The organism is Ralstonia flatus, from assembly GCF_958439105.1.
In the GTDB taxonomy this organism is placed as follows: Bacteria; Pseudomonadota; Gammaproteobacteria; order Burkholderiales; family Burkholderiaceae; genus Ralstonia; species Ralstonia flatus.
Genome location: NZ_CAUDLI010000006.1, coordinates 189,604 through 212,629 on the forward strand (window position 1 = coordinate 189,604; position 23,026 = coordinate 212,629).

20 protein-coding genes and 1 riboswitch are annotated in these 23,026 nt (G+C 64.6%); of the genes, 13 read left to right on the plus strand and 7 right to left on the minus strand.

The genetic code is table 11. The annotated features are described in order from the left end of the window. Positions 1 to 31 precede the first annotated feature (31 nt). From R2676_RS15605 to R2676_RS15620, 4 genes are all read left to right on the plus strand, one after another. A complete protein-coding gene (locus tag R2676_RS15605; RefSeq protein WP_206273450.1) occupies positions 32 to 511 on the plus strand; it encodes a VOC family protein in 480 nt (159 codons plus the stop codon). A gap of 224 nt (positions 512 to 735) precedes the next feature. Beyond that, a complete protein-coding gene (locus R2676_RS15610) occupies positions 736 to 3,129 on the plus strand; it encodes a T6SS effector phospholipase Tle3 domain-containing protein (protein ID WP_206273451.1) in 2,394 nt (797 codons plus the stop codon). Between the two features lie 9 nt (positions 3,130 to 3,138). Further along, positions 3,139 to 4,719 carry a hypothetical protein gene (locus tag R2676_RS15615; RefSeq protein ID WP_206273452.1) on the plus strand — a complete coding sequence of 527 codons (1,581 nt, stop codon included), beginning with the start codon at positions 3,139 to 3,141 and terminating at the stop codon, positions 4,717 to 4,719. A gap of 182 nt (positions 4,720 to 4,901) precedes the next feature. Continuing rightward, positions 4,902 to 6,500 (plus strand): hypothetical protein, encoded by a 1,599-nt coding sequence (locus R2676_RS15620; RefSeq protein ID WP_206273453.1) that lies wholly within the window; start codon positions 4,902 to 4,904, stop codon positions 6,498 to 6,500. Positions 6,501 to 6,518: 18 nt separating this feature from the next. On the opposite strand, the gene R2676_RS15625 is transcribed toward R2676_RS15620, so the two are convergent. From R2676_RS15625 to R2676_RS15645, 5 genes are all read right to left on the minus strand, one after another. Then, entirely contained in the window at positions 6,519 to 6,878 is a 360-nt protein-coding gene (locus tag R2676_RS15625; protein ID WP_206273454.1) for a DUF4369 domain-containing protein, read from the minus strand. 12 nt (positions 6,879 to 6,890) lie between these two features. After that, a complete protein-coding gene (gene thiD / locus R2676_RS15630) occupies positions 6,891 to 7,802 on the minus strand; it encodes a bifunctional hydroxymethylpyrimidine kinase/phosphomethylpyrimidine kinase (protein WP_206273455.1) in 912 nt (303 codons plus the stop codon). Between the two features lie 527 nt (positions 7,803 to 8,329). Continuing rightward, entirely contained in the window at positions 8,330 to 9,016 is a 687-nt protein-coding gene (locus tag R2676_RS15635) for a hypothetical protein (protein ID WP_206273456.1), read from the minus strand. A gap of 80 nt (positions 9,017 to 9,096) precedes the next feature. Next, the gene (locus tag R2676_RS15640) at positions 9,097 to 10,491 is read right to left on the minus strand and encodes an alkaline phosphatase (protein WP_206273457.1); all 1,395 of its coding nucleotides are present in this window, start codon (positions 10,489 to 10,491) and stop codon (positions 9,097 to 9,099) included. A 17-nt stretch (positions 10,492 to 10,508) separates the two neighbouring features. Further along, positions 10,509 to 11,966, minus strand: a complete 1,458-nt coding sequence (locus R2676_RS15645) for an alkaline phosphatase (RefSeq protein ID WP_206273458.1) — start codon at positions 11,964 to 11,966, stop codon at positions 10,509 to 10,511. A gap of 234 nt (positions 11,967 to 12,200) precedes the next feature. Between R2676_RS15645 and R2676_RS15650 the strand changes: the two genes are divergently transcribed. The 5 genes from R2676_RS15650 to R2676_RS15670 all read left to right on the plus strand — a co-directional run bounded on the left by R2676_RS15650 (position 12,201) and on the right by R2676_RS15670 (position 16,372). Further along, positions 12,201 to 12,950: an AAA family ATPase gene (locus tag R2676_RS15650; RefSeq protein WP_045205174.1), complete on the plus strand. Its 750-nt coding sequence runs from the start codon at positions 12,201 to 12,203 to the stop codon at positions 12,948 to 12,950. 42 nt (positions 12,951 to 12,992) lie between these two features. Beyond that, positions 12,993 to 13,068, plus strand: a riboswitch (S-adenosyl-L-homocysteine riboswitch). Positions 13,069 to 13,176: 108 nt separating this feature from the next. Further along, on the plus strand, positions 13,177 to 14,601 hold the full coding sequence (gene ahcY, locus R2676_RS15655; RefSeq protein ID WP_206273459.1) for an adenosylhomocysteinase: 1,425 nt from the start codon (positions 13,177 to 13,179) through the stop codon (positions 14,599 to 14,601). Between the two features lie 55 nt (positions 14,602 to 14,656). Continuing rightward, positions 14,657 to 15,001 (plus strand): phage holin family protein, encoded by a 345-nt coding sequence (locus R2676_RS15660; protein WP_004628357.1) that lies wholly within the window; start codon positions 14,657 to 14,659, stop codon positions 14,999 to 15,001. Between the two features lie 10 nt (positions 15,002 to 15,011). Next, positions 15,012 to 15,842, plus strand: coding sequence for a methylenetetrahydrofolate reductase [NAD(P)H] (gene metF / locus R2676_RS15665; protein WP_206273460.1), 831 nt, complete (start codon positions 15,012 to 15,014; stop codon positions 15,840 to 15,842). Positions 15,843 to 15,871: 29 nt separating this feature from the next. Next, positions 15,872 to 16,372, plus strand: coding sequence for a TfoX/Sxy family protein (locus tag R2676_RS15670; protein ID WP_206273461.1), 501 nt, complete (start codon positions 15,872 to 15,874; stop codon positions 16,370 to 16,372). A gap of 4 nt (positions 16,373 to 16,376) precedes the next feature. On the opposite strand, the gene R2676_RS15675 is transcribed toward R2676_RS15670, so the two are convergent. Next, positions 16,377 to 16,991, minus strand: coding sequence for a pyridoxamine 5'-phosphate oxidase family protein (locus tag R2676_RS15675; protein WP_206273462.1), 615 nt, complete (start codon positions 16,989 to 16,991; stop codon positions 16,377 to 16,379). 17 nt (positions 16,992 to 17,008) lie between these two features. Further along, complete coding sequence (locus R2676_RS15680; RefSeq protein WP_206273463.1) at positions 17,009 to 17,614, minus strand: 5-formyltetrahydrofolate cyclo-ligase; 606 nt, start codon at positions 17,612 to 17,614, stop codon at positions 17,009 to 17,011. Between the two features lie 43 nt (positions 17,615 to 17,657). Here R2676_RS15680 and R2676_RS15685 point away from each other — a divergent pair, with 43 nt between their 5' ends. From R2676_RS15685 to R2676_RS15700, 4 genes are all read left to right on the plus strand, one after another. Next, positions 17,658 to 19,610, plus strand: a complete 1,953-nt coding sequence (locus R2676_RS15685; RefSeq protein ID WP_206273464.1) for a lytic transglycosylase domain-containing protein — start codon at positions 17,658 to 17,660, stop codon at positions 19,608 to 19,610. 182 nt (positions 19,611 to 19,792) lie between these two features. Further along, positions 19,793 to 20,797, plus strand: coding sequence for a complex I NDUFA9 subunit family protein (locus tag R2676_RS15690; protein WP_206273465.1), 1,005 nt, complete (start codon positions 19,793 to 19,795; stop codon positions 20,795 to 20,797). Positions 20,798 to 21,021: 224 nt separating this feature from the next. Next, positions 21,022 to 21,723, plus strand: a complete 702-nt coding sequence (locus R2676_RS15695; RefSeq protein WP_206273466.1) for a glutathione S-transferase family protein — start codon at positions 21,022 to 21,024, stop codon at positions 21,721 to 21,723. Between the two features lie 50 nt (positions 21,724 to 21,773). Continuing rightward, positions 21,774 to 23,006, plus strand: coding sequence for a multifunctional CCA addition/repair protein (locus R2676_RS15700; RefSeq protein ID WP_410482498.1), 1,233 nt, complete (start codon positions 21,774 to 21,776; stop codon positions 23,004 to 23,006). Positions 23,007 to 23,026: the final 20 nt, after the last annotated feature.

Here is a 23,026-nt window from a genome sequence, read left to right on the forward strand (position 1 = left end):
GCTTTCCAACACACGCTGCAGGAGACAAGACATGGCGGTCCAGCCCATTCCCGAGGGTTACCACAGCGTCACCCCGTACCTGAGCATCAAAGGCGCCGCGCGCGCCATCGACTTCTACAAGCAGGCCTTCGGCGCCACCGAGATCATGCGCATGAACGGGCCCAACGGCACCATCGCACACGCAGAAATCCGCATCGGCAATTCGCCCATCATGCTGTCAGACGAAGCGCCGGACACGATCTGCGCCAGCCCCGACACGCTGCAGAGCACGTCCGTCGGGCTGATGATCTACGTACCCAACGTCGACACCGTGTTTGCCAACGCGCTGAAGGCCGGCGGCACGGAAGTCCGCCCCGTGGTGGACCAGTTCTACGGCGACCGCTCCGGCACGCTCAAAGACCCGTTCGGCCACGTGTGGACCGTGTCCACGCATGTCGAAGATGTGGCGCCCGACGAGATGGCAAAACGCATGGAGAAGTGGACGAAGGAGCAGGCGGCGGCATCGGCTTGACATCGGCGGTGCAAAGAAAAAAAGCGCGGACGAGAGCCGCGCTTTTTTTTGTTCCTGCGTTCTCGACTAACTGCCGCGTCGAACATATCCCATCGTTGTTCATTACGTGCCGGCCTCAGGGGCGATGAAGTCAAAGAGTGTTGAGTCTCGTCGATTTCGTGCGCGCCGCTCCGACACTGGTGGATCTGTGTGCATTCGCATCTTCCACCCTGAGGTCCTGCACGATGACTATCCCTGAACAGGCTCTGCCCGAAACTACCGTCACCGCCCGCCGCCGCTCGTTCTACGGCATCAAGGTGACGGACATCACCCTGCCCGGCGACCTATGCCGCAAGGTCGTCTATCCCGCACCCCTGCCCGGCGTCATCATCTTCGTGCATGGCGTCAACTCCACCGGCGAATGGTTCGATGCCGCAGAGGAAGGCCTTTGCAAGGGGCTCAATGCCCGCCTGCAACGCAATGACGAACAAATGGCCTACCCCAAGGAGAGCGGCAAGCTGCGTCCCATGCGCTATACAGCCGAGCTGACGGAAGACGGCTATATACGCCGCGACCTCAAAGCCAACACCTTCATTGAACCGGGCAGCGGCACCAGCCCCGTCATCCGTTTCCGCTGGGGCTACAAAGCCAGCAGCGAAGACGTCGTCCAGGAAGATGGCACCGTCCGCAACGAGCTTGCCAGTGTGGGCGGCAATATTCTGCTCGACGAGAAAAACGCGTGGGGCGGCGGTCCGTTCGTCAATGGCGCCTCCGCTCTGCCGGATCTGTTCGGCAAGGGCACCGACAGCGAAGTCTTGGGCGGTCTGTTTGAACTTCAGCACCTGCAAACCAGCGACCGGCAAATCTACAGCGCGCCCACGCGCCACTACCAGGCCTTTGCCGCGTGGCGGTTAGCCAAGCTGGTCGCTCGCATCCGCGAGCTGCACCGCGACATCTTCGAACGCGATTGCCCCGTCACCGTCGTCTGCCATAGCCAGGGCAACATGGTGGGCTTGGCTTCCGCCTACTTCGGAGCTAACCATCCCGAGTTCAAATCATTGGGCGTAGCCGACACCTACGTCCTCGCCAACCCGCCTTACAGCCTGCGCGGTAGTCGCCTGGATAACTTCAGCCAATTTGACGGCGCAGGCCGCGTCACCTACGACGCGCGCGTTGCCGGCCTCAAGGGCTTCTTCGACATCGTGCGCCACTTCCAGGCCCGGGCCCAACACTACAGCCACCACGCCGTGGATCAGCTCGGATTCAACGCGTGCCCTCAGAATGGCGACACCCCGCGCACTGCCGTCCAGGACAGCGCTGACCACCAGACCCGGGGGCGCGTCTTCCTCTATTGCTGCCCGCACGACCGCGTCATCTCCGTTTCACCAGTCCAAGGCATGGGCTGGCTTGGCTTGAACGACAAGGATGTGCAAGCCACCGGGGCTCAGGGCATTCTGTTCCAACGCGTCTGGGCGCAAACCAAGCCGGGCACCCCGTACAAGGTTGGGGCAGAACCCGGCTACCGTTACCGCTATTGGCACGACACCATCGGCGCCACGCCGGCCGATGTGGGCAGCGGTTGGGATGACACCACCGGCACCTTCAAACCGCGGAACACCAAGCCCACCTTCTGGACGCCGTCCCCTGACACCGCGGGCGTTTCCTTCGCCAGGATCTGGGGCGATTCGCGCAAGAGCATTTGGGGCAAGCTGGTCGCCAGCGCTGCCGGCGTTCCGATCCAAGCCCTCATGTGGGGCGGCCAAGCCGTGAAAGGCGCCACCAACGTCAATGCCGACCCAGCGGATGACTGGGCCGTGCTGGTCAATGCCCCCAAGGTTCCCAGCGGCGGCATCGTGCCCCAAGCCGTCTACCTGCCGCACGGCGAGCCTCGACCCGGCGAGACCTCACATCCGGATGGCGTGCGCACCATCGGCCCCTTCAACGCGCACAAGGAATCCGCCAGCGATGCGCTGAACCGCAAGCGGAGCATCCCTGAAGGCCAGTTCGACCCCTACGCCGAGCAACGCAAGACCGGCCACGGCAATGCCGCCAGCGAAACCGCCATGCGCTACGACCAGAACGCGGGGGTGCGCCAGCGCGCGCGGCGCGAACTCTACAACGACGACGGCACCGCCAGGAAGGGCGCGCCCTTTGCGGAAGACGACGTCAAGAAGATGAACGCCGCACAACACCACACCTTGCGCGGCACCACGTTTGGGGCTTTCGAACAGCAAGAGCGCGCCGCCCTGATGAAGGACGGCGAAGACGCGCAAGCCACCAACCACTCCACCATCCTCACCAACGCCATGCATGCCGAACATGTGCTCGCCTATGACGTGGACGTGGGCCTGTGCCACTTCGATGAGTTGTTGATGAATCAGTTGCGGCGGATGGCGGATTGGCGGTGGTGTGAGCCAGAAAGGACTGATGAATATCCGGCGGGACGCGACCGCAAGAAAGACAGCGAGTTCACCTACTACAGCACGAAAGGAGCCCTCTATCAGGACGGCACGTTGGCCCACAACAAAAATCTCGCCGCCGCCAAGGGTGCCGTCAAGGCTATAGGCATTGACGACGCGCGTAATTCAGGGCGCCTCGATGCCCATCACATGTTGCCAGGCGGACCTCGCCACGCCTGAGGCGCGAGCATGCGCAATCCATTTCATTCGTTCCTTTATCGGCGTGCTGCTACCCGCGCGCTCGCCGCCGCCTGCCTGTTGCTTACTGCTTGTCAATCCGGAGTCCAGATGCCCACCAATAAAACCTACTATCGCCAGCCCATCGCCTGGCCGCGCATGCAAACGCAAGCACAACAAGGTGATCCCGCCCAAGCCCCCGCCGCTCTCCTGCTTGGCGTGCAATGGCTCAACCCGCTGATGTGGCGGGACTATCCGACCCAATGGAATCTGCTGTGGGCACAAGGGCTCGCACAGCCCAATGACGACGATCTGCAGGCGAAACGCTTCAAGCTGGGCGACGCGGTGGGTCAAGTGACCAATGGCGTGCCTCGCCGCCTGCGGCTGGAAGACCTGCCGCACGTGGAGCGAGATGAATTTGAGACGGCGTTGAGTGATTTGATTACCGCCCCGCTGCTCACCTTCAACGACTATTTGGAGAACCCGAACTACTTCTATTCCCTCAAGCGGGGTACCAGCCGCCCTAACTACTTCGACCCGAACGTGTTCTTTGGCTTGCCGCGCGAGTGGTTGAACACGCCAACCTACCTTGACGACACTCACCCCAGTACGGGCCAGAAAGACCTTCTTGAAGAGCAAAAGGCCATGGGCATGCCCGCGCCCAGCATCCTCGCCTACGACGCCGCCCATGCCGAAGAACGTATGCGCGACTACTGGGTCACCCTGCACAAAGACGACAGGGGTAGGACCGTGCGCGGTACGCGCGTCTTTCCAGAAATGATTATTGGCGAGCGCACCCTGTCACTGCAGGCAGTGCGGCGGCTGGTGTTTCACGAGATCGCAAGCGACGCCCAAGCCAAAAGCATGCTGCTTAACCCCGAAGGCAAGTTGCCCAACGTCACCGTGTCGGCAGGCGACACCAACGTCGGTTTCTACAACCTGCAAGACGCCCTCAAGTTCCTGGCGCAACACCCTGACAAGCTGGCGTGGGTATGGAACGTGGATGCACCTAACTATCCGATGGGCGAGCAGACCAACGAGAACACCGCCCTGTTGATCCTCGGCCACCCGAGCGCGGATTGGGGCTACACAGCACTGGCCTCGATCTACACCCCGCACCAGCACCAAGGCGCGATTGGAAACAAGGCCGCCAATCCCGGCGGCGCGTGGACCGGTCTCATGCAAGCCGTGCAAGCACAAGCCTCAGAACAGCACCCGGTCGAACGCGTCTACTACGACGTGCCAAAGCATGCCGACAATGTCACTTCCTTGATGCGGCCGTTGCGCGCCGCTATTCACCAGCAGTGGCCGGACCTCGACCAGATCGCCGACGTTTATAGCGTGGCGGAGCACATGGAGGGACCGGCGCGGGCAGCCAGCTTTGCCGTCAATGCCGCGTTTGCGGCGGCGTATGCCGACCAGAGCGGCAAGAGTGCCGTGGTCACCAGCGTGGCGGATTCCACCGACAGCTGGGCAGTGCTGATCGGGCCGCCGCCGGGCTGGCAACCCAAGCCGCCGGTGACGTACTGGCCGCGCGCACGAGGCGAGAACCGGGCGTATTGGGCGTGGTTTGGCGAGCGGACGGGGAATTGACGGTGCATGTATTTGCACATCTGCACCTCCGACAGGCTATGTCAGGGCACCCCACCAAGAGGCACAGCGAGTTCGCTTACTACAGCGAAGAAGTGGTCTACGACAACGGTTCCTTGCCTCAACACGAGAACGATGCCCACCACACGTCGCCAGACGGACCACGCTACGCCTGAGAAACCCATATGCGCGATTCATTTCATCTCATCGCTTACAGGCGTGCTGCCACCCACGCGCTAGCCGTCGCCTGCCTGTTGCTTACTGCCTGTCAATCCGGAGTCCAGATGCCCAATAACAAAACCTACTACCGCCAACCCGTCGCCTGGCCCCACATGCAAACGCAAGCACAACAAGGTCATCAGGGCCAAGCCCCCGCCGCCGTCCTGCTTGGGGTGCAATGGCTTAACCCGCTGATGTGGCGGGACTACCCAACCCAATGGAATCTGCTGTGGGCACAAGGGCTCGCACAGCCCAATGACGACGACCTGCAGGCGAAGCGCTTCAAGCTGGGCGATGCGGTGGGGCAAGTGACTAGTGGCGTGCCTCGCCGCCTGCGGCTGGAAGACTTACCGCACGTGGAGCGAGATGAATTCGCCACGGCGTTAAGCGATTTGATTACTGCTCCGCTGAACACCTTTAACGACTACCTTGAGAACCCGAACTACTTCTATTCCCTCAAGCGGGGCACCGGCCGCCCCAATTACTTCGACCCAAACGTGTTCTTTGGACTGCCGCGCGAATGGTTGAACACACCCACGTACATCAACGGGAATGTGAAAAATTCCGAATTGGATGACCTCCTCGAAGAACAGAAAGCCATGGGCATGCCCGCTCCAAGCTACCTTGCCTATGACGCTGCTCACGCTGAAGAACGCATGCGCGACTACTGGGTCACGCTGCACAAAGACCGGGAGGGGAACACTGTGCGTGGTACCCGCGTCCTTCCGTCCATGATCATTGGCGAATGCACTCTGTCACTGCTCGCGGTGCGCCGCCTTGTGTTTCATGAAATTGCGCGGGACTCACAAGCCAGGAGCATGCTGCTCAACCCCGAAGGCAGGTTACCCAACGTCACCGTGTCGGCAGGCGACACCAACGTCGGCTTCTACAACCTGCAAGATGCGCTCAAGTTCCTGGCGCACCACCCTGACAAGCTGGCCTGGGTATGGAACGTAGACGCGCCCAACTACCCCATGGGCGAGCAGACCAACGAAAACACGGCCCTGCTGATCCTCGGCCACCCGAGCGCCGACTGGGGCTACACAGCACTGGCCTCGATCTACACCCCGCATCAGCACCAAGGCGCCATCGGCAACAAGGCCGCCAATCCCGGCGGCGCGTGGACCGGTCTCATGCAAGCCGTGCAAGCACAGGCCTCAAAGCAGCACCCGGTCGAGCGCGTCTACTACGACGTGCCAAAGCATGCCGACAATGTCACTTCCTTGATGCGGCCGTTGCGCGCCGCTATTTACCAGCAGTGGCCGGACCTCGACCAGATTGCCAACGTGTATAGCGTGGCGGAGCACATGGAGGGACCGGCGCGGGCAGCCAGCTTTGCCGTCAATGCCGCGTTTGCGGCGGCGTATGCCGACCAGAGCGGCAAGAGTGCCGTCGTCACCAGCGTGGCCGATTCCACCGACAGCTGGGCAGTGCTGATTGGCCCGCCGCCGGGCTGGCAACCCAAGCCGTCCGTAACGTACTGGCCGCGCGCACGAGGCGAGAACCGGGCGTACTGGGCGTGGTTTGGGGAGCGGACCGACGGCAATAAGGCCAACGTTCAATGAGCCCGGTACGAGACAGGTTCAGCGCGCCTGACACGTCACCAGCACATTGTTCACATCGCCATTGACCGTGCCGCTGCCATTCGTCACCACGCAGTTGGCCGACGCGGGCTGCGAGCTGATCGTCACCACATAGCTGCCGTCGAACGGCACCAGCCCGCCAAACACGAACGGGCCGTTGGCGGCCAGCGTGAGCGAATCGCGGCCGTTGTTGAGCAATACGATCGACTGGCCGCCGGGCAGCCCGGACAACGTCCCGCCAATCGAGAAGGCGCTGCCGATGGGCGAGCCCAGGCTGATGTAGCCATTGCAGGCACCGAGCAACGCGCACAGCGCAGCGAGCGGAAGACAGCGAACCAGCATGAGCGGCAGGCGTTTCATGGCAGCTCCTGATCAGTCTTCCTCGACATCCACTTCGAGCGAACGCGGTGCGGCGAGCGGCCGCGGCGCGAATCCGTGGTTCAACGGACCGGCGCCCCGCCCAAGCGCCAGGTGGCGGCCGGCACCGATGGCATGCAGCAGGTAATCGAGCGAGGCTTCGATGGCGACTTCCAGCGCATCGCCGCGCGCGAGGTGGGCGGCAATGGCGGCGGACAACGTGCAGCCCGTGCCGTGCGTGTGCGGCGTGTCGATGTAGGTATGCGCGTAGACGCGCTCGGTGCCTTCAGCGGTGACGAGCACATCTTGCAGCACGCCGTCTTCACCGGCGGTGGACGTGGCGCTCAGGTGCCCACCTTTGAGCAACACGGCGCGGGGCCCAAGCGCCAGCAGGTCGCGCGCGGCGGGCAGCATGTCGTCGGCGGTGCGCACCTCGCGGCCGAGCAGCGCGCTGGCTTCCGGCAGGTTCGGCGTGACGACCAACGCGCGCGGGAAGAGCCACTTCGCCATCGCCTGCACCGTGGCGTCGCTGCCGAGCTGCGCGCCGCTGGTGCTGACCATGACCGGATCGACGACGAGGTTGGCGATGGGGTGGCGGTCCAGCGCCGAGAGAATGGCTTCCACCACCTGCGGCGTGCCGAGCATGCCGGTCTTGGCCGCATCGACGCCAATGTCGCTTGCCACGGCGTCGATCTGTGCGGCAACGATGTCCGGGGTGAGCGATTCCACCGCCGTCACGCCCAGCGTGTTCTGCGCGGTGATGGCCGTGATGGCCGACATGCCGTAGCAGCCGAGCGCGGCAAACGTCTTCAGGTCAGCCTGGATGCCCGCACCGCCGCCGCTGTCCGAACCAGCGATGGTGAGTACGCGCGGCACGTGCGAGGCGGGAGCGGCAAACGCAGCGAGGGTCGGGTCGGTGATCGTCATGTCGTGCGAATGTTTTGGGGGGGTGTTTCGCACTATAGCGCTATCACGGCCGGATCGACGCGCCGGCCTCTGAGCCCGGAAGGCGGCTGTTTCAGGGCCAAGCGCAAAGCGAAAACCGTGGAGTGCGACGGTTTTTGGCTCGGGCGCGAGGCTCAAAACGTGAGCGGCGATCGTTTTCGGCCCGAATGCGAGCCTCAGACCGTGGAGCGCGACGCCCTGACCCTCGATCACGAGGCCCAAACCGTGGACTGTCACCCCGCGAGGGTCGAACGCGAGGCTCAAAGGGCGGCGCACCGCTGTCAAAGCACCGTTTTGTTGGCTCTTGGAGAGCCGCGCGCGGGGCTCCGAGCACCGTTCGCCACCCTCCGAGGCTGGAGCGTGAGGGTTGGAGCGTGGAAGGCCGCCCTCCGAGGTCGAAAATTTGAAGCTCGGAGAGCGGAGCACGGGCCTTGGACCCCGGCGATCGGGTGTCCGGGTGTGGAGCGCGAGGCTTTTTGCCTTGCGCCCCGGCCGCAGACGGTGGTGCGTCAGTCCATCAGGTCGGTGTAGTCGGCGGCGGCGTAGCGCTGGGCGCGTTCCCACGGTGCGGCGGCGGGGGCGGGCAACGCCGTCACGCGCGTGAGCTTGCGTTGCGTGCCGGTGGCGTTGCGCGATTCCACGCGACGCGGGTATTGGCCGGCCACGTCCCAATCGACGGTGACGGTGCGTTCGCCCTGCGTCGATCGGTAGGTCTGCACGCCGTTGCGTACCGGGCCTTCGGCGCGCATGCCCTTGAGTGCGGCTGGGTCGAGCAGGTGATACGCCGTCGCCCACGAGCCGTCGAAGCCGATGTTGGAATATTCCGCCGGTTCCACGGCGTAGTTTTTCTGCTGGGATTCGCTCACCACGCGCACGGTCAGCGCGCCCTTGGCGTCGCGTTCGATCCAGCGCGGGGCGGTGTCGGTATCGGCGTGCTTGTGGCCGGCGTGGGCGTTGGCGTGGTCGTGCTCCGCGTGCGCCGAAGCGGGCGGCAGTTCGCGGGCGATCCAGACGCGGTCGCCCTGGCGATAGACGCGCTCGGCAAAGCGGACGTCGCGCTGGATGCCGTCGGTGCCGAGCGATGACATCTGGTGTTCGACGCGCAAGGCGGTCAGCGTGGCCGGGCCGGCAGCCTGCGCCATGCCGGCAAGTGCGGTGAGGGCGAACGAAAGTAGAAAACGAGCAGATCGGGTCATGCGAATCGAAGTCGGGAAAACCAAAACAAAAAAAGCGCATGCCGATGACTTCGGCATGCGCGTCAATGGAAACGCAGGAATCAGAGGCCCATGGCCGTCTTGACCACGCCGAACACTTTCGTGTTGTCCAGCGTGCCCTTCAGCGGTGCGCTGCCCGGACCAGAGGAGAACAGCATCACATCCCCGCCGCCGTGCGTTTCCGATCCAGGCGTGCCGAGCTGCACCCCCACTTCCTGCAGGTAATCGTCTGCAGCCGTATCGACCGAGGCCAGGTTGTCGCGCGTGGCCTTGCGCGGCGTGCCGCCGTTGCCGAACACCAGCGTGGTGTAAGGCTGGCCGTCGGCGGCCAGTTGCGGCTGCTTGGTCTTGATGTCGGTCGACAGGCCCAGGATCGGGTTGCCCTTGTGCGGGTAGCCGTTGATCGTCATCGTGTGGTCGTGGTCGGCCGTGACGACGATCAGCGTGTTCGACAGGTCCGCCGTGCCCAGCGCGCGCTTGATGGCTTCGTCGAATGCGCCGGCATCTTCCAGTGCGCGCTTGGCGTTGGTGCCGTGCAGCGCGTGGTCGATGCGCCCGCCTTCCACCATCAGGAAGTAGCCCTTGCCGTTCTTCTGCAGCACGCGGATGGCCTTCTCGGTCATGTCCGCCAGGCTCGGCTCGTCCACGCTCTTCTTCACGCGGTCCAGCTCGTAGTTCATGTGGTCGAGGTTGAACAGGCCGAGCAGCTTGGTCGTGGTGGCCGGGTTGACGGCCGCCAATTGCGTGCCGGTGGACACATAGGTGTAGTTGGCCGCCTGGAACTGGGCGATCAGGTCGGTCGTGTCGGTGCGCTTGCTGCCCGTCGTGCCTTGCGGCAGGTAGTGACGGCGGCCGCCGCCGAGCAGCACGTCCAGGCCGTCCTTGAGCGCGGCGTTGTACAGCGCGTTGCCGGGCGTGCCCTGCGCGGCGATCTGGTTCTCACCGTCGCGGTGGCAGATGTGCGAGTACGTGGCGGCCGGCGTGGCGTGCGTGACGCGCGTGGTCGTCACCGCGCCCACCGATTTGCCGGCAGCCTTGGCCAGCTCCAGCAGCGTCACGGCGGGCGTGCCGTTGTTGGCGGGGCACGTGCTGTCTGCACCGTTCACGTAGCCCTTGCCGGCGGCATCGCTGGCCTTGGTGTCGGCCGACATGGAGATGACTTCGTTGTTCATCTTCACGCCGGTCATGTAAGCCGACATTGACGGCGCGCTGTCGGTGGTCTGCGCATCGTTGGAGTACGTCTTGATGCGTGCCGTGCGCTTGAGCGATTCCATCGTCAGGCGTCCGGCCTCGCCCACCTTGTAGATGCGCGTGGCGGTGACGGTGGTCGGGCCCATGCCGTCGCCCAGGAAGAAGATCACGTTCTTGGCTTCACCGGCGGCGTGCGCTTGGGCGCAGGCACCGGCTGCCAGCGCCAGCAGCGTGGCGCGCAGGATACGGTTCGATTGCGTGTTCATGATGTGCCCTCTCCCTCTTACAGACCCACGGCCTGCTTGATGAGGCCGAAGACCTCGGTGTTGTCCATCGTGCCGGTAAAGCGCTCGGCACCCAGGCCGCGTGCGCCGATGAAGACATCGGTGCCGCCGTGCGTTTCGCCGCCCGGTGCAACCGGGATCACGGCTTCCTGGTGGTAGCTCTTGTCGTACACGGCGGCATCGGTCAGTGCGCCGCGCGTGGCCGGGCGGTTCTCGCCGGTGCCGAAGCCGATGATCGTGAACGGGTTGCCGCCCGTGTCGGTGGCGTTGGCGCCCGTCACGTAGTTCTTCAGCAGGCCCAGCACGCCGGGGTTGCTGTCGCTGGTCGGGCCCGTGCGCTTGGCGTAGCCGTTGAGCACGAGCGTGTGGTCGTGGTCAGCCGTCACGACGATCAGCGTGTTCTTCAGGCCCGGGTCGATCGTGTTGAGCTTGTCGATCGCACCACGGATGGCAGAGTCGAACGCCACGGTGTCCTGCAGCGCCTTGCGGGCGGTGGTTTCGTGCAGCGCGTGGTCGATGCGGCCGCCTTCCACCATCAGGAAGAAGCCCTTCTTCTTGGCGGCCAGCACGTCGATGGCCTTGTTGGTCATCTCGCCCAGGCTCGGCTCCTTGCTCGGGTCGCGATCCAGGTCGTACGACATGTGGCTGCTGGTGAACAGGCCGACGACCTTGCCGTCGGTGGGTTGCAGCGTGTCGAATTCGGCTTTGTTGCTGGCATAGCGGTAGCCGCCGGCCTTCAGTTCGGCGATCAGGTCGCGGCCGTCGGTGCGCGCGCCGCCTGCGGTAGTCGGCTGGAAGTGCTTGCGGCCACCGCCGAAGACGACGTCCACGCCATCGCCCAGCGCGGCGTTGAAGCCCTTGCCAGCCGGCGTGAGCTGCGCGGCGATGGTGTTCTCGCCGTCGCGGTGGCAGATGTGCGAATACGTGGCGGCCGGCGTGGCGTGCGTGATGCGCGTGGTGGTGACCACGCCCGTGCCGTAGCCCGCGGCCTTCATCAGTTCGAGCAGCGTCGTGACGGGCTTGCCGTTGCCGCTGGGGCAGGTGCTGTCGGCGCCGGAGATGTAATCCTTGCCGCCCGCGTCATAGGCCATCGTGTCGGGCGACATCGAGATGACCTCGTTGTTCATCTTCACGCCGGTCATGTAGGCCGACATCGACGGCGCGGAGTCGGTTACCTGCGCGTTGTTCGAATACGTGCGCACGAAGCCGGTTTCCGGCAGCGTATCCATGGTCAGTTCGCCGTCTTCGCCCACCTTGTAGATGCGCGCGGCGGTCATGGTGGTCAGGCCCATGCCGTCGCCCAGGAAGAACACGACGTTCTTGGCGGGCGTGGTGGGCGTGCCGGCATCCGGCGCGGCAGTGCCGGCGTTGCTGGACGTGCCGTCGCTGCCGCACGCTGCCATGGCGAGGGCGGCTGCCACGGCGGCGGCGTACTTCGTAAGTTTGTGGTTGTGCATCGTTGGCTCCCTGAACGATGCCCGGCACTTTGGTGGCCGCGTGTTGCACATCCGTGATGCGGGTGCACCACTTCCTAACCGGATCGCAAGGTTCAAATGTGACAACGGATTGACACCGCTGCGTGAGCCGCGCTACCGCGTTGCGGTTCCCTGCGCGCAGGCCCTGCATTGGCACGCGCATCCGGGGCGCTGCCGCGCTACGATGCCAGCACCTTCGCTTGCCTGCTTGCGACCATGCTCACCCGCCAGTTCGTCAGCCACGTCACGCTGCGGCGCGACACCGTTGCCGCCTTCGACGCCTATCCGTTCAGCCTGCCCGCCGTGCGCGCGCTCGAGACGCTGGAGCTGCATCCCAAGGTCACGTTCCTCGTGGGGGAAAACGGCTCGGGCAAATCCACGCTCATGGAGGCGATTGCCGTGGCGCTCGGCTTCAACGCCGAGGGCGGCTCGCGCAACTTCAACTTCAGCACGCACGCGTCGCACTCCGAGCTGCACGCGCATCTGCGCATTGCACGGGGCTTTCGCAAGCCGCGCACCGAATTCTTCCTGCGCGCCGAGAGCTTCTTCAATGTGGCCACCAACATCCAGCAGATGGATGAAGAGCCGGGGCTGGGCGGGCGCGTGATCGATTCCTACGGCGGTCGGTCGCTGCATGCGCAATCGCACGGCGAATCGTTTCTGGCCCTGTTGATGAACCGCTTCGGCCCGAACGGCCTGTACCTGCTCGACGAACCCGAGGCGGCGCTGTCACCGCAACGACAGTTGGCGGTGCTCACGCGTCTGCATGACCTGGTGCAGGCGGAAAGCCAATTCGTGATCGCCACCCACTCGCCGATCCTGATGGCTTATCCCGATGCGTGGATCTATCAATGTGACGGAGACGGCATTCGGCGCATCGCCTATGAGGAGACCGAGCACTTTCAGGTCACGCGCGACTTTTTGGCGAATCCGCAACGGATGCTGAACATGCTGCTGGAGCAATGAACTGCCGTGGTGGCGGTCGGCCGAATCCGCTACAATCCAGCCCATTCCGAGGAGCGTTGCAACGGGTGGGCACTGCCCCAACCGCCAGGCTCGGAAGTTCAAACGGCGCTCGCAGTATCGTGGCTGACACGATGGCGAGAACGCATCTATCCGGGGCCCCAGCATGGGCCCCGTCTCAGTGGTCATCTCCCCGCGTGCGGTCACCCATCTTTTCCGGAGTGATCCAATGAACGCTGTCACCGAACTGAAACACGATTACCTTGTCGCCGACATCAAGCTGGCCGACTGGGGCCGCAAGGAAATCGCCATTGCCGAGACCGAAATGCCCGGCCTGATGGCGATTCGCGAGGAATTTGCCGCCAGCCAGCCGCTCAAGGGCGCGCGCATTGCCGGCTCGCTGCACATGACGATCCAGACCGCCGTGCTGATCGAGACGCTCAAGGCACTGGGCGCCGACGTGCGCTGGGCCTCGTGCAACATCTTCTCGACGCAGGACCACGCGGCCGCCGCGATCGCCGCCTCGGGCACGCCGGTGTTCGCGTTCAAGGGTGAATCGCTCAAGGAATACTGGGACTTCACCCACCGCATCTTCGAATGGGCCGACGGCGGCACGCCGAACATGATCCTGGACGACGGCGGCGACGCAACGCTGCTGCTGCACCTGGGCGCCCGCGCCGAGAAGGACGCTTCCGTGATCGCCAAGCCGGGCAGCGAAGAAGAGACCTTCCTGTTTGCCGCCATCAAGGAAAAGCTGGCCAAGGACGCCACGTTCTATAGCCGCAACCTGGACGCCATCAAGGGCGTGACCGAAGAAACCACCACGGGCGTGCATCGCCTGTACCAGATGGCCCAGCGCGGCGAGCTGCGCTTCCCGGCCATCAACGTGAACGACTCGGTGACCAAGAGCAAGTTCGACAACCTGTATGGCTGCCGTGAATCGCTGGTCGATGGCATCAAGCGCGCGACCGACGTGATGATCGCCGGCAAGGTGGCGGTCGTGGCCGGCTACGGCGACGTGGGCAAGGGTTCGGCACAGGCACTGCGCGCACTGTCGGCGCAAGTGTGGGTGACCGAAATCGACCCGATCTGCGCGCTGCAGGCCGCCATGGAAGGCTACCGCGTGGTGACGATGGATTACGCCGCCGAGCACGGCGACATCTTCGTGACCTGCACGGGCAACTACCACGTCATCACGCACGACCACATGGCCAAGATGAAGGACCAGGCCATCGTCTGCAACATCGGCCACTTCGACAACGAGATCGACATCGCGTCCGTCGAGAAGTACCAGTGGGAAGAGATCAAGCCGCAGGTCGATCACGTGATCTTCCCCGACGGCAAGAAGATCATCATCCTGGCCAAGGGCCGCCTGGTGAACCTGGGTTGCGCCACGGGCCACCCGTCGTACGTGATGAGCAGCTCGTTCGCCAACCAGACCATCGCGCAGATCGAACTGTGGACCGAAGCGGTGAAGGGCTCGAACAAGTATCCGGTGGGCGTCTACACGCTGCCCAAGCACCTGGACGAGAAGGTCGCGCGCCTGCAGCTGAAGAAGCTGAATGCGCAACTGACCGAGCTGACGGACGAACAGGCCGCGTACATCGGCGTGAAGAAGGAAGGCCCGTACAAGGCTGACCACTACCGCTACTAAGCCGTACCTGCCGGCGGCACTCCCCGCCGCCGGCTCTCCAACCGAGGACTCCTCCATGAGACTGCTCGCTGTCTGGGTCATCAACGCGCTGGCGTTGCTTCTTGTCGCCTATCTGCTCAAAGGCATCCACGTCAACGGCTTCGGCTCCGCGCTGATCGCGGCGCTCGTGCTGGGTCTGGTCAACACGCTGATCCGCCCGATTCTGGTGATCCTCACCCTGCCGGTGACGCTGCTCACGCTCGGGCTGTTCATCTTCATCATCAACGCGCTGCTGTTCCTGTTTGTCGGCAACCTGCTGGCGGGCTTTCAGGTGGCCAGCTTTGGCGCCGCGCTGCTGGGCTCCATCCTGTACAGCGTGATCTCGTGGCTTCTCTCGAGCTTGCTGCTGCGCGAGGCTTAAGGTTTCTGTCATGCAAGACCGTCAATTCAGTTTCGAATTCTTCCCGCCCAAGACGGCGGAAGGCGCCGAGAAGCTGCGCAACACGCGCGCGCAGCTCTCGCCGCTCAAGCCGCGCTTCATCTCCGTGACGTTCGGCGCGGGCGGCACCACGCAACAGGGCACGCTCGACGCCGTGGTGGAAATCCAGCGCGAAGGCGTCGAAGCGGCGCCGCACCTGTCGTGCGTGGGTTCGTCGCGCGAGAGCATCCGCGGCATTCTCAATACGTATCGCGAACACGGCATCCGCCGCATCGTCGCGCTGCGCGGCGACATGCCGTCGGGCATGGGCGAGATCGGTGAATTCCGCTTCGCCAACGAGCTGGTCGAGTTCATCCGCCAGGAAACCGGCGAGGCGTTCCACATCGAAGTGGCGGCGTATCCGGAATACCACCCGCAGTCGCGCTCGGCGCGGCACGATCTGGAGAACTTCGCCCGCAAGGTCAAGGCCGGTGCGGACTCCGCCATCACGCAATACTTCTTCAACGCCGACGCGTACTTCCAGTTCGTCGACGATGCACGCAAGCTCGGCGTGGAAGTGCCCATCGTGCCCGGCATCATGCCGATCACGAATTCGTCGCAGCTGATGCGCTTTTCCGAGATGTGCGGTGCGGAAGTGCCGCGCTGGATCGCCAAGCGCCTCGAAGGCTTTGGCGACGATCGTGAATCGATTCGCGCGTTCGGCCTGGACGTGGTGACGGCCATGTGCGACCGCCTGCTGCAAGGCGGCGCGCCGGGCCTGCACTTCTACACGCTCAACGCCGCCGGCTCCACGCGGGCGATCTGGCAGCGACTGGGCCTGTAAAGAGAACGCGCACAGCAAAGGAGATCGTCATGGCTGCCGCACCCGATCCGCTGATCGCCTGGTTGCTTGACGAACTCCGGCCGCTGGCGGCGCAGATCGGCGAGATTCGCGCGCGCCGGATGTTCAGCGGCGCGGCGCTGTATTACGACGACATCGTGTTTGCGCTGGTGCTGCGCGGCACGTCTTACCTGCGCGTGGACGACCTCACGCGCGAACGTTTCCTTGCTGAAAAATGCACGCCGTTCAGTTACGAGCGCAACGGCCGCACCATCAGCATGACGGGCTACCTGAGCACGCCGGCAGAGGCGCTCGACGGTGGGCAGCCATTGCGCGACTGGGCGCGGCTGGCCATTGAAGCCGCGCTGCGTGACGCCAATGCCAAGGCCGCCAAGCCGAAGCGCGCCGCAGCAAAGACTGCCAAGGCGCCCAAGGCAGCAAAGCCAGCAACAAGGACAACGGCGACCACAAAGGCCGCCGCCAAGAAAGTACCTGCCAAGAAGGCCGCAGCAAAGAAGGTCGCCAAGCGCTGAACACTCAGTACAGCGTGGTCTTCAGCCGCTCCGGCAACTCGCGATCGTAGGCCTCTCCATCAAACGCACCACCGCTGATGTGCTGCAGGATCTTGCCTGCGGTGGGCACGGCCGGCTTGGTTTCCTGCGCGCCGCGTTCCCACAGCTTTGAGCGCACCAGCGCCTTCGAGCAATGGAAGTACACCGTCTGCACCTGCACGAGGATCACGCTGCGCGGCAGCTTCTCCTGCACCGCAAATGACGCGAGCAATTCCGGATCGGCCGAGATGGTGGCCGTGCCGTTCACGCGCAAGGTTTCACCCACGCCCGGCACGATGAAGAGCACCGACACGCGCCCGTCTTCGACGATATTGCGCAGGTTGTCGATGCGGTTGTTGCCGGGCCGGTCGGGAATCGCCAGCAGCCGTTCGTTCAGGATGCGGACGAAGCCCGGCGCATCGCCCTTGGGCGAGGCATCGGTGCCGCCGGCACCCACGGACGACAGCACGATAAACGGCGAAGCCTCCACGAACGCGCGGTAGTCGGCGTTCAGGTGGTCGATCTCCTTGAGCAGCGAACGCGGGTTCGGAGCGCCGTACACGGCTTCGAGGTCGGCAACGGTTTTTAGCGTGTGGGACATGGGTTTCCTGTGGCGGATTAAAACGCGCCGCGCTCGGTGACGATGCAGTCGAGCGCGATGTCGTGCGATTGCGGTGCGATGGATTCCACGCGGTTCACTTCGTACGCCACGCCAATCGTGCGCGGACGGTGTCCGGCGGCATGCAACGCAGCGAGTGTGCGGTCGTAGAAGCCGCCGCCGTAGCCGATGCGGTAGCGCTGCGCGTCAAAGCCCACGCACGGGATCAGCAAGGCATCGGGCGTTTCCATCTCGCCCGAGCGGGGGATGGGGATGTTGTACGCGCCGGGCGTCATTTCACAATCGGGCGTCCATCGCCGAAACTGCAAGGGCGAGAATTTGTCAGTCACTACAGGCAGCAGTGCATGGCGCGTGGCGTCGGCCGCCAACCAGTGGCCCAGCACGGTCAACGCATCGAACTCTCCCTGCGTTGGCCAGTAGGCGGCCAGGCGTTGGATGGGCAGTGCGTTCAGCAACCCGGCCAGGTGATGCGCCAGCGCGGCATCGTGGGCAATGCGGTCCGGCAGCGCGGCGCGTGCATCGAGCAACATGGTGCGCAGCGTGCGGCGCGATTCGATGGGCGTGGTGGGATTGGCCGGATCGTGCGGGTTCCCTAAGGCTGACATGGGATAATTCGGCAGACCTAACAGTGATTGGATGGGGCAGGAGATGACATTGAAGGCCAAGGCAGTATATCGCGCGGTCGCGCTGGCTTTTGCGGGTGTGGTGGGCATGAGCGTGGTCGGCCCGACGCCGCTGGCGGTGGCTGCAAAGCGCCAGGCGCCGCAGGGCATTCCGGCCAATCCGGACGATGCGTTTGTCGAGCTGCGCAACGCTTCGCGCCGCAACGATGTGTCGCGCAGCTGGGAGCTGGCCGACAGCCTGTCCGATTACCCGATCCAGTCTTACGTGCAGTATTTCCGCATCAAGCCACAGCTGTTCGATGCCAGCGGCTATGCGCGTACCGACGCGCCGGAAGATGAGATCCGCTCGTTCCTGCAACGCTACAAGGGCGAGGCGATTGCCGACCGGTTGCGCAACGACTGGCTGCTCGTGCTGGGCAAGAAGCGCGATTGGGCGACCTTCGACGCCGAGTACCCGAACTTCGTGCTGAAGGACGACACGCAGGTCGAGTGCTATGCCCTGCTCTCGCGCGCGATGAAGGGCCAGAACGTGGTCGCCGAAGCACGCAACACGCTGTCGGACCCGAAGGGCTATGGCGAAGGCTGTGTCGACCTGATCGGCTATCTGGCGCAGTCCAAGCAGTTCACCCGTGCGGACGTGGCTTTTGCGGCGCGGCTGTCGCTGGAGCAGAACCTGGTCACGCAGGCCTCGCGCATTGCCGCGGTGCTGCCCGACGGCGATCGTGTGGACAACGACACGCTGGCCAACGTGACGCGCATGGCGCGCAACGATCCGTCGCAGGCGACGGCGTATCTGCTGGCGCAAACCGGCAGCCTGTCGCGCGAAGAGCAAGGCGCGGGCTGGGGCGTCATTGGCCAGTACGCCGCCAAGAAGCAGACGCCCGATGCGCTGGACGCCTACCGTCGCCAGCTGACGCTCGGCGGCGATGCCTACCTTTCCGACGAGTCGCAGGAGTGGCGCGTGCGCGCGGCTCTGCGCGCCGGGGACTGGAAGATGGTGCGTCAGGCCGTTGAGAAAATGCGCCCCTCCCTGCGCGATCGGGACCCCGCCTGGACGTACTGGTACGGCCGCGCGCTCAAGGCCGACAATCGCAACGACGAAGCCCGCCAGCAGTTCCAGTCGATTGCCGGCCAGTTCAACTTCTATGGCCAGTTGGCGCAGGAAGAACTCGGTCAGCGCATCACCGTGCCGCCGCGCACGACCGTGACCGATGCCGAGATCGACGTGATGGGCCGCAACCACCCGGGCTTTGGGCGTGCCAAGAAGCTGTACGACCTGAATCTGCGCTTCGAAGGCAACCGCGAGTGGAACTGGGAGTTGCGCAACATGAGCGACCGCGAGTTGCTGGCCGCGGCCGAATATGGCCGCAAGCTCGGCTTGCTCGATCGCACCGTCAATTCGGCGGACAAGACCAAGACCGAGCACGACTTCGCGCTGCGCTTCCCGACGCCGTATCTCAATGTGGTCCAGCGCAACGCCGACGCCGTGGGGTTGGACATTGCCTGGGCCTACGGCCTGATCCGCCAGGAATCGCGCTTCATCATGGATGCGCGTTCGTCGGTGGGCGCCTCTGGCCTGATGCAGGTGATGCCGGAAACCGCCAAGCACATCGCCAAGAAGATCGGCCTGCCCGGGTTCCGCGTTTCGCAGATGAGCGACATCGATACCAACGTGCTGCTGGGTACGGCCTACCTGTCGATGATCCTGACGAATCTGGACAGCTCCGTCACGCTGGCGACCGCCGGCTACAACGCCGGCCCTGGCCGCCCGAAACGCTGGCGCTCGACGCTCACGCGGCCGGTGGAAGGCGCGATCTTCGCCGAGACGATCCCGTTCAACGAGACGCGCACGTATGTGAAAAACGTGCTGTCGAACGCGACGTACTACAGCGCATTGCTGACCGGTCGGCCGCAGTCGTTGAAGGATCGCCTGGGCAAGGTGGTGCCCGAATCGGTCACGCCGGACGACCTGCCCTGAGCGCCTGATCGGCCTCCCGTTGTCCGCCGACGCCCGCCGCAACGCGGGCGTTTTTCATGGGCGCGTGCGCTGGCTGACGCACAGTTGTGCCGCACGCAGCACGCTGCGTCGACATACCTTGGGGGCAATCCCGTTCGGGATGTATTGTGGTGTTGCCCCCCACCCGTCTTGGAGATGCCTCCATGCAGCCCTCCAATCTGCTCATCTTTGGCGGTACCGGTTTTATTGGCTCGCAGTTGCTGTCGCGGCTCGTGACGGAGACATTTTCTGCGCCGGGCCTGCCCGAAGGCCGCATGATCGTGCCCACGCGCGATCCTGAGTCGGCCCGCGCGCACAACCTCACGCTGCTGCCGCGTGTCGACGTGATGGATGCCGACATCTACGCCGACGACGCCCTCGACGCGCTGTTCCTGGCGCTGACCGAGCGCGGCGGCGAGCACTGCGCCGTCATCAATCTCGTCGGCGTACTGCAGGACGCGCGCGACATGCCGTACGGCCCGAATTTCCAGCGGGTGCATGTCGATCTGCCACGCCGCATCGTCGCCGCATGCCGACGCCATGGCGTGAACCGGCTGCTGCACATGAGCGCGCTGGGCGCCGATCCGGCCGGCCCGTCGATGTACCTGCGCAGCAAGGGCGATGGCGAACGCGTGGTCATGAACAGCGAGCTTGACTGGACGGTGTTCCGCCCCTCGGTGGTGTTCGGTCCGCAGGACCATTTCCTGAATCTGTTTGCGAGCATGCAGCGCATGGCGCCGTTTGTGCCGCTGGCCTGTGCCGATGCGCGCTTCCAGCCCGTGTACGTGGATGACGTGGCAGCCGCGTTCATCAACGCGCTCAAAAAGCCGGCGACGATCCGGCACGCGTATCCGCTGGTGGGGCCGCGCATCTACACGTTGGCGGAACTGATGCGATTTGCCGGACGTGCCAGCGGCCATCCGCGCTGGATCGTGCCGCTTCCGGAAGGGCTGGGCCGCATGCAGGCCGCGCTGCTCGAGCATTTGCCGGGCGCACCGATCTCGCGGGACAACCTCGACTCCATGCGCGTGGACAACGTCAGCATGGAACCGGTCGCGCCGGAACTCGGCATCCACCCGCTCGGCATGGAGGCCGTGATGCTGCCCGCCCTGGCCGGCTTTGGGCCGGACCGCGGATTGCGTGCTGCACGTACGCGGATCCATCGCTAGCCGCTACGGAAACGCGGAGGATTTGCGTCGTTTGTGAATCGGCTTCACAACCGTGGCCAATCCGTTTCATTTTGTGGCGGTGCAGCGCAAGGCTAGAATGGTTCGTTCGCCTTCGCGCTGCCGCTCGCCGCTTCCGATACAACAAAACTAGAGCGCCCGGCATTCCCGCGCGATGCTGGCGGGCTCCCACAACAATTGCAGTGCACTCTCCAAGGACGGGAATCATGAAACTGGTCATCGGCAACAAGAACTATTCGTCGTGGTCGCTACGCCCGTGGCTGCTCGCCAAGCAGGCCGGCATTCCGTTCGAAGAGATTCGCGTGCGTCTTTTTGTCGAAGGGTTTTCCACCGAGATTCGTCGCTACTCGTCGGCGGGCCGTGTGCCGGTGCTGGTGGACGGCGACATGACGGTGTGGGATTCGCTCGCCATCTGCGAGACGCTCGCCGAGCGTTTTCCGCGCGCACAACTGTGGCCGGCCGATCCGAAGGCCCGTGCACACGCCCGCTCGGTCTGCGCTGAAATGCACAGCGGCTTCACCAACCTGCGCAACAACATGCCGATGAACGTGACGGCCGTGCTGCCCGGCATGGGCTGGAACGTGGCCGTGCAGCGTGACATCGACCGCATTGCCACGATCTGGATCGAGCTGCGCCAGAAGTACGCGGCCGAAGGCCCCTTCCTGTTCGGTCACTTCACGGTGGCCGATGCGTTCTATGCGCCGGTGGTCAGCCGCTTCGCCACGTACGGCGTGCGTCTGCCTGAAGCCGCCAAGGCCTATGCCGACTACATCCTCAATCTGCCCGCCATGCAGGAGTGGATCGACGGTGCGCGCGCCGAGCATGACTTCCTCGCCGACGACGAGCCGTATCGCACCGCGCCGGACGAAGACACGCTGGTTGTTGCCGACCATGCCGCCAATCAATGACGGAACGCGCAGCGCAGACTGAAGCCATCGTCGATCCGGCCACGCATGGGCTGGAGGTGTATGCCGTGGGCGGCGCCATTCGTGACGCGCTGCTCGGGCTGCCCGTGCAGGACCGGGATTACGTTGTGGTCGGCGCCACGCCGGAAGCCATGGAGGCACGTGGCTTTCGCGCGGTCGGCAAGGATTTTCCGGTCTTCCTGCATCCCGCGACGCATGCCGAATACGCGCTTGCCCGCACCGAGCGCAAGACGGCTGCCGGCTACAAGGGCTTCTCGGTCTACTACGCGCCGGACGTCACGCTCGAAGACGACCTCATCCGCCGCGACCTGACCATCAATGCGATGGCGCAGCGTGTGGCGGAAGACGGCGCGCTCGTCGGCCCCGTCGTCGATCCGTACGGGGGACAGGCAGACTTGGCGTCGCGCACGTTCCGGCATGTGTCGGATGCGTTCATGGAAGATCCGGTGCGCATCCTGCGACTGGCGCGGTTTGCTGCGCGCTTTGCCGACTTCCATGTCGCGCCCGAAACCAACGCGCTGATGCAGCGCATGGTGCAGGACGGCGAAGTCGATGCGCTGGTGCCCGAGCGCGTGTGGCAGGAGATTGCGCGCGGCCTGATGGAGGCACACCCGCAGCGCATGTTTGCCGTGCTGCGCGACTGCGGGGCGCTGGTGCGCCTGCTGCCGGAACTCGACCGGCTGTGGGGCGTGCCGCAGCGTGCCGACTATCACCCCGAAGTCGACACCGGCGTGCATACCATGATGGTGATTGAAACCGCTGCAGCGATGGCGACGTCGTTGCCGGTGCGCTTTGCCGCGCTGGTGCACGACCTCGGCAAGGGCACCACGCCCGACGACATCCTGCCCCGCCACATCGGCCACGAAGAGCGCAGCCTGCCGTTGATCGAAGCGGTGTGCCAGCGCCTGCGCGTGCCGACCGAGTGCCGCGAGCTGGCGCTGGTGGTGGCGCGCGAGCACGGCAACATCCATCGCTGCGATGGCTTCGATGCCGCAGCGCTGGTGCGTTTGCTCGAGCGTTGCGATGCGCTGCGCAAGCCGGACCGTTTCCGTCAGGCCCTGCAGGCGTGCGAGGCCGACGCACGTGGCCGGCTCGGGTTTGAAGACCGCAGCTATCCGCAGACGGAACGCCTGCTGCGCGCGCTGGCGGCTGCGTTGTCCATCGATGCCGGCGCCGTCGCCAAGCGCTACGCCGACAACCCGGCACACATCAAGCAGGCCGTGCATCAGGCGCGCATCGAGGCAGTTGCGCAGGCCGGCGTCTAGATCCGACGGCTAGGTCCGAC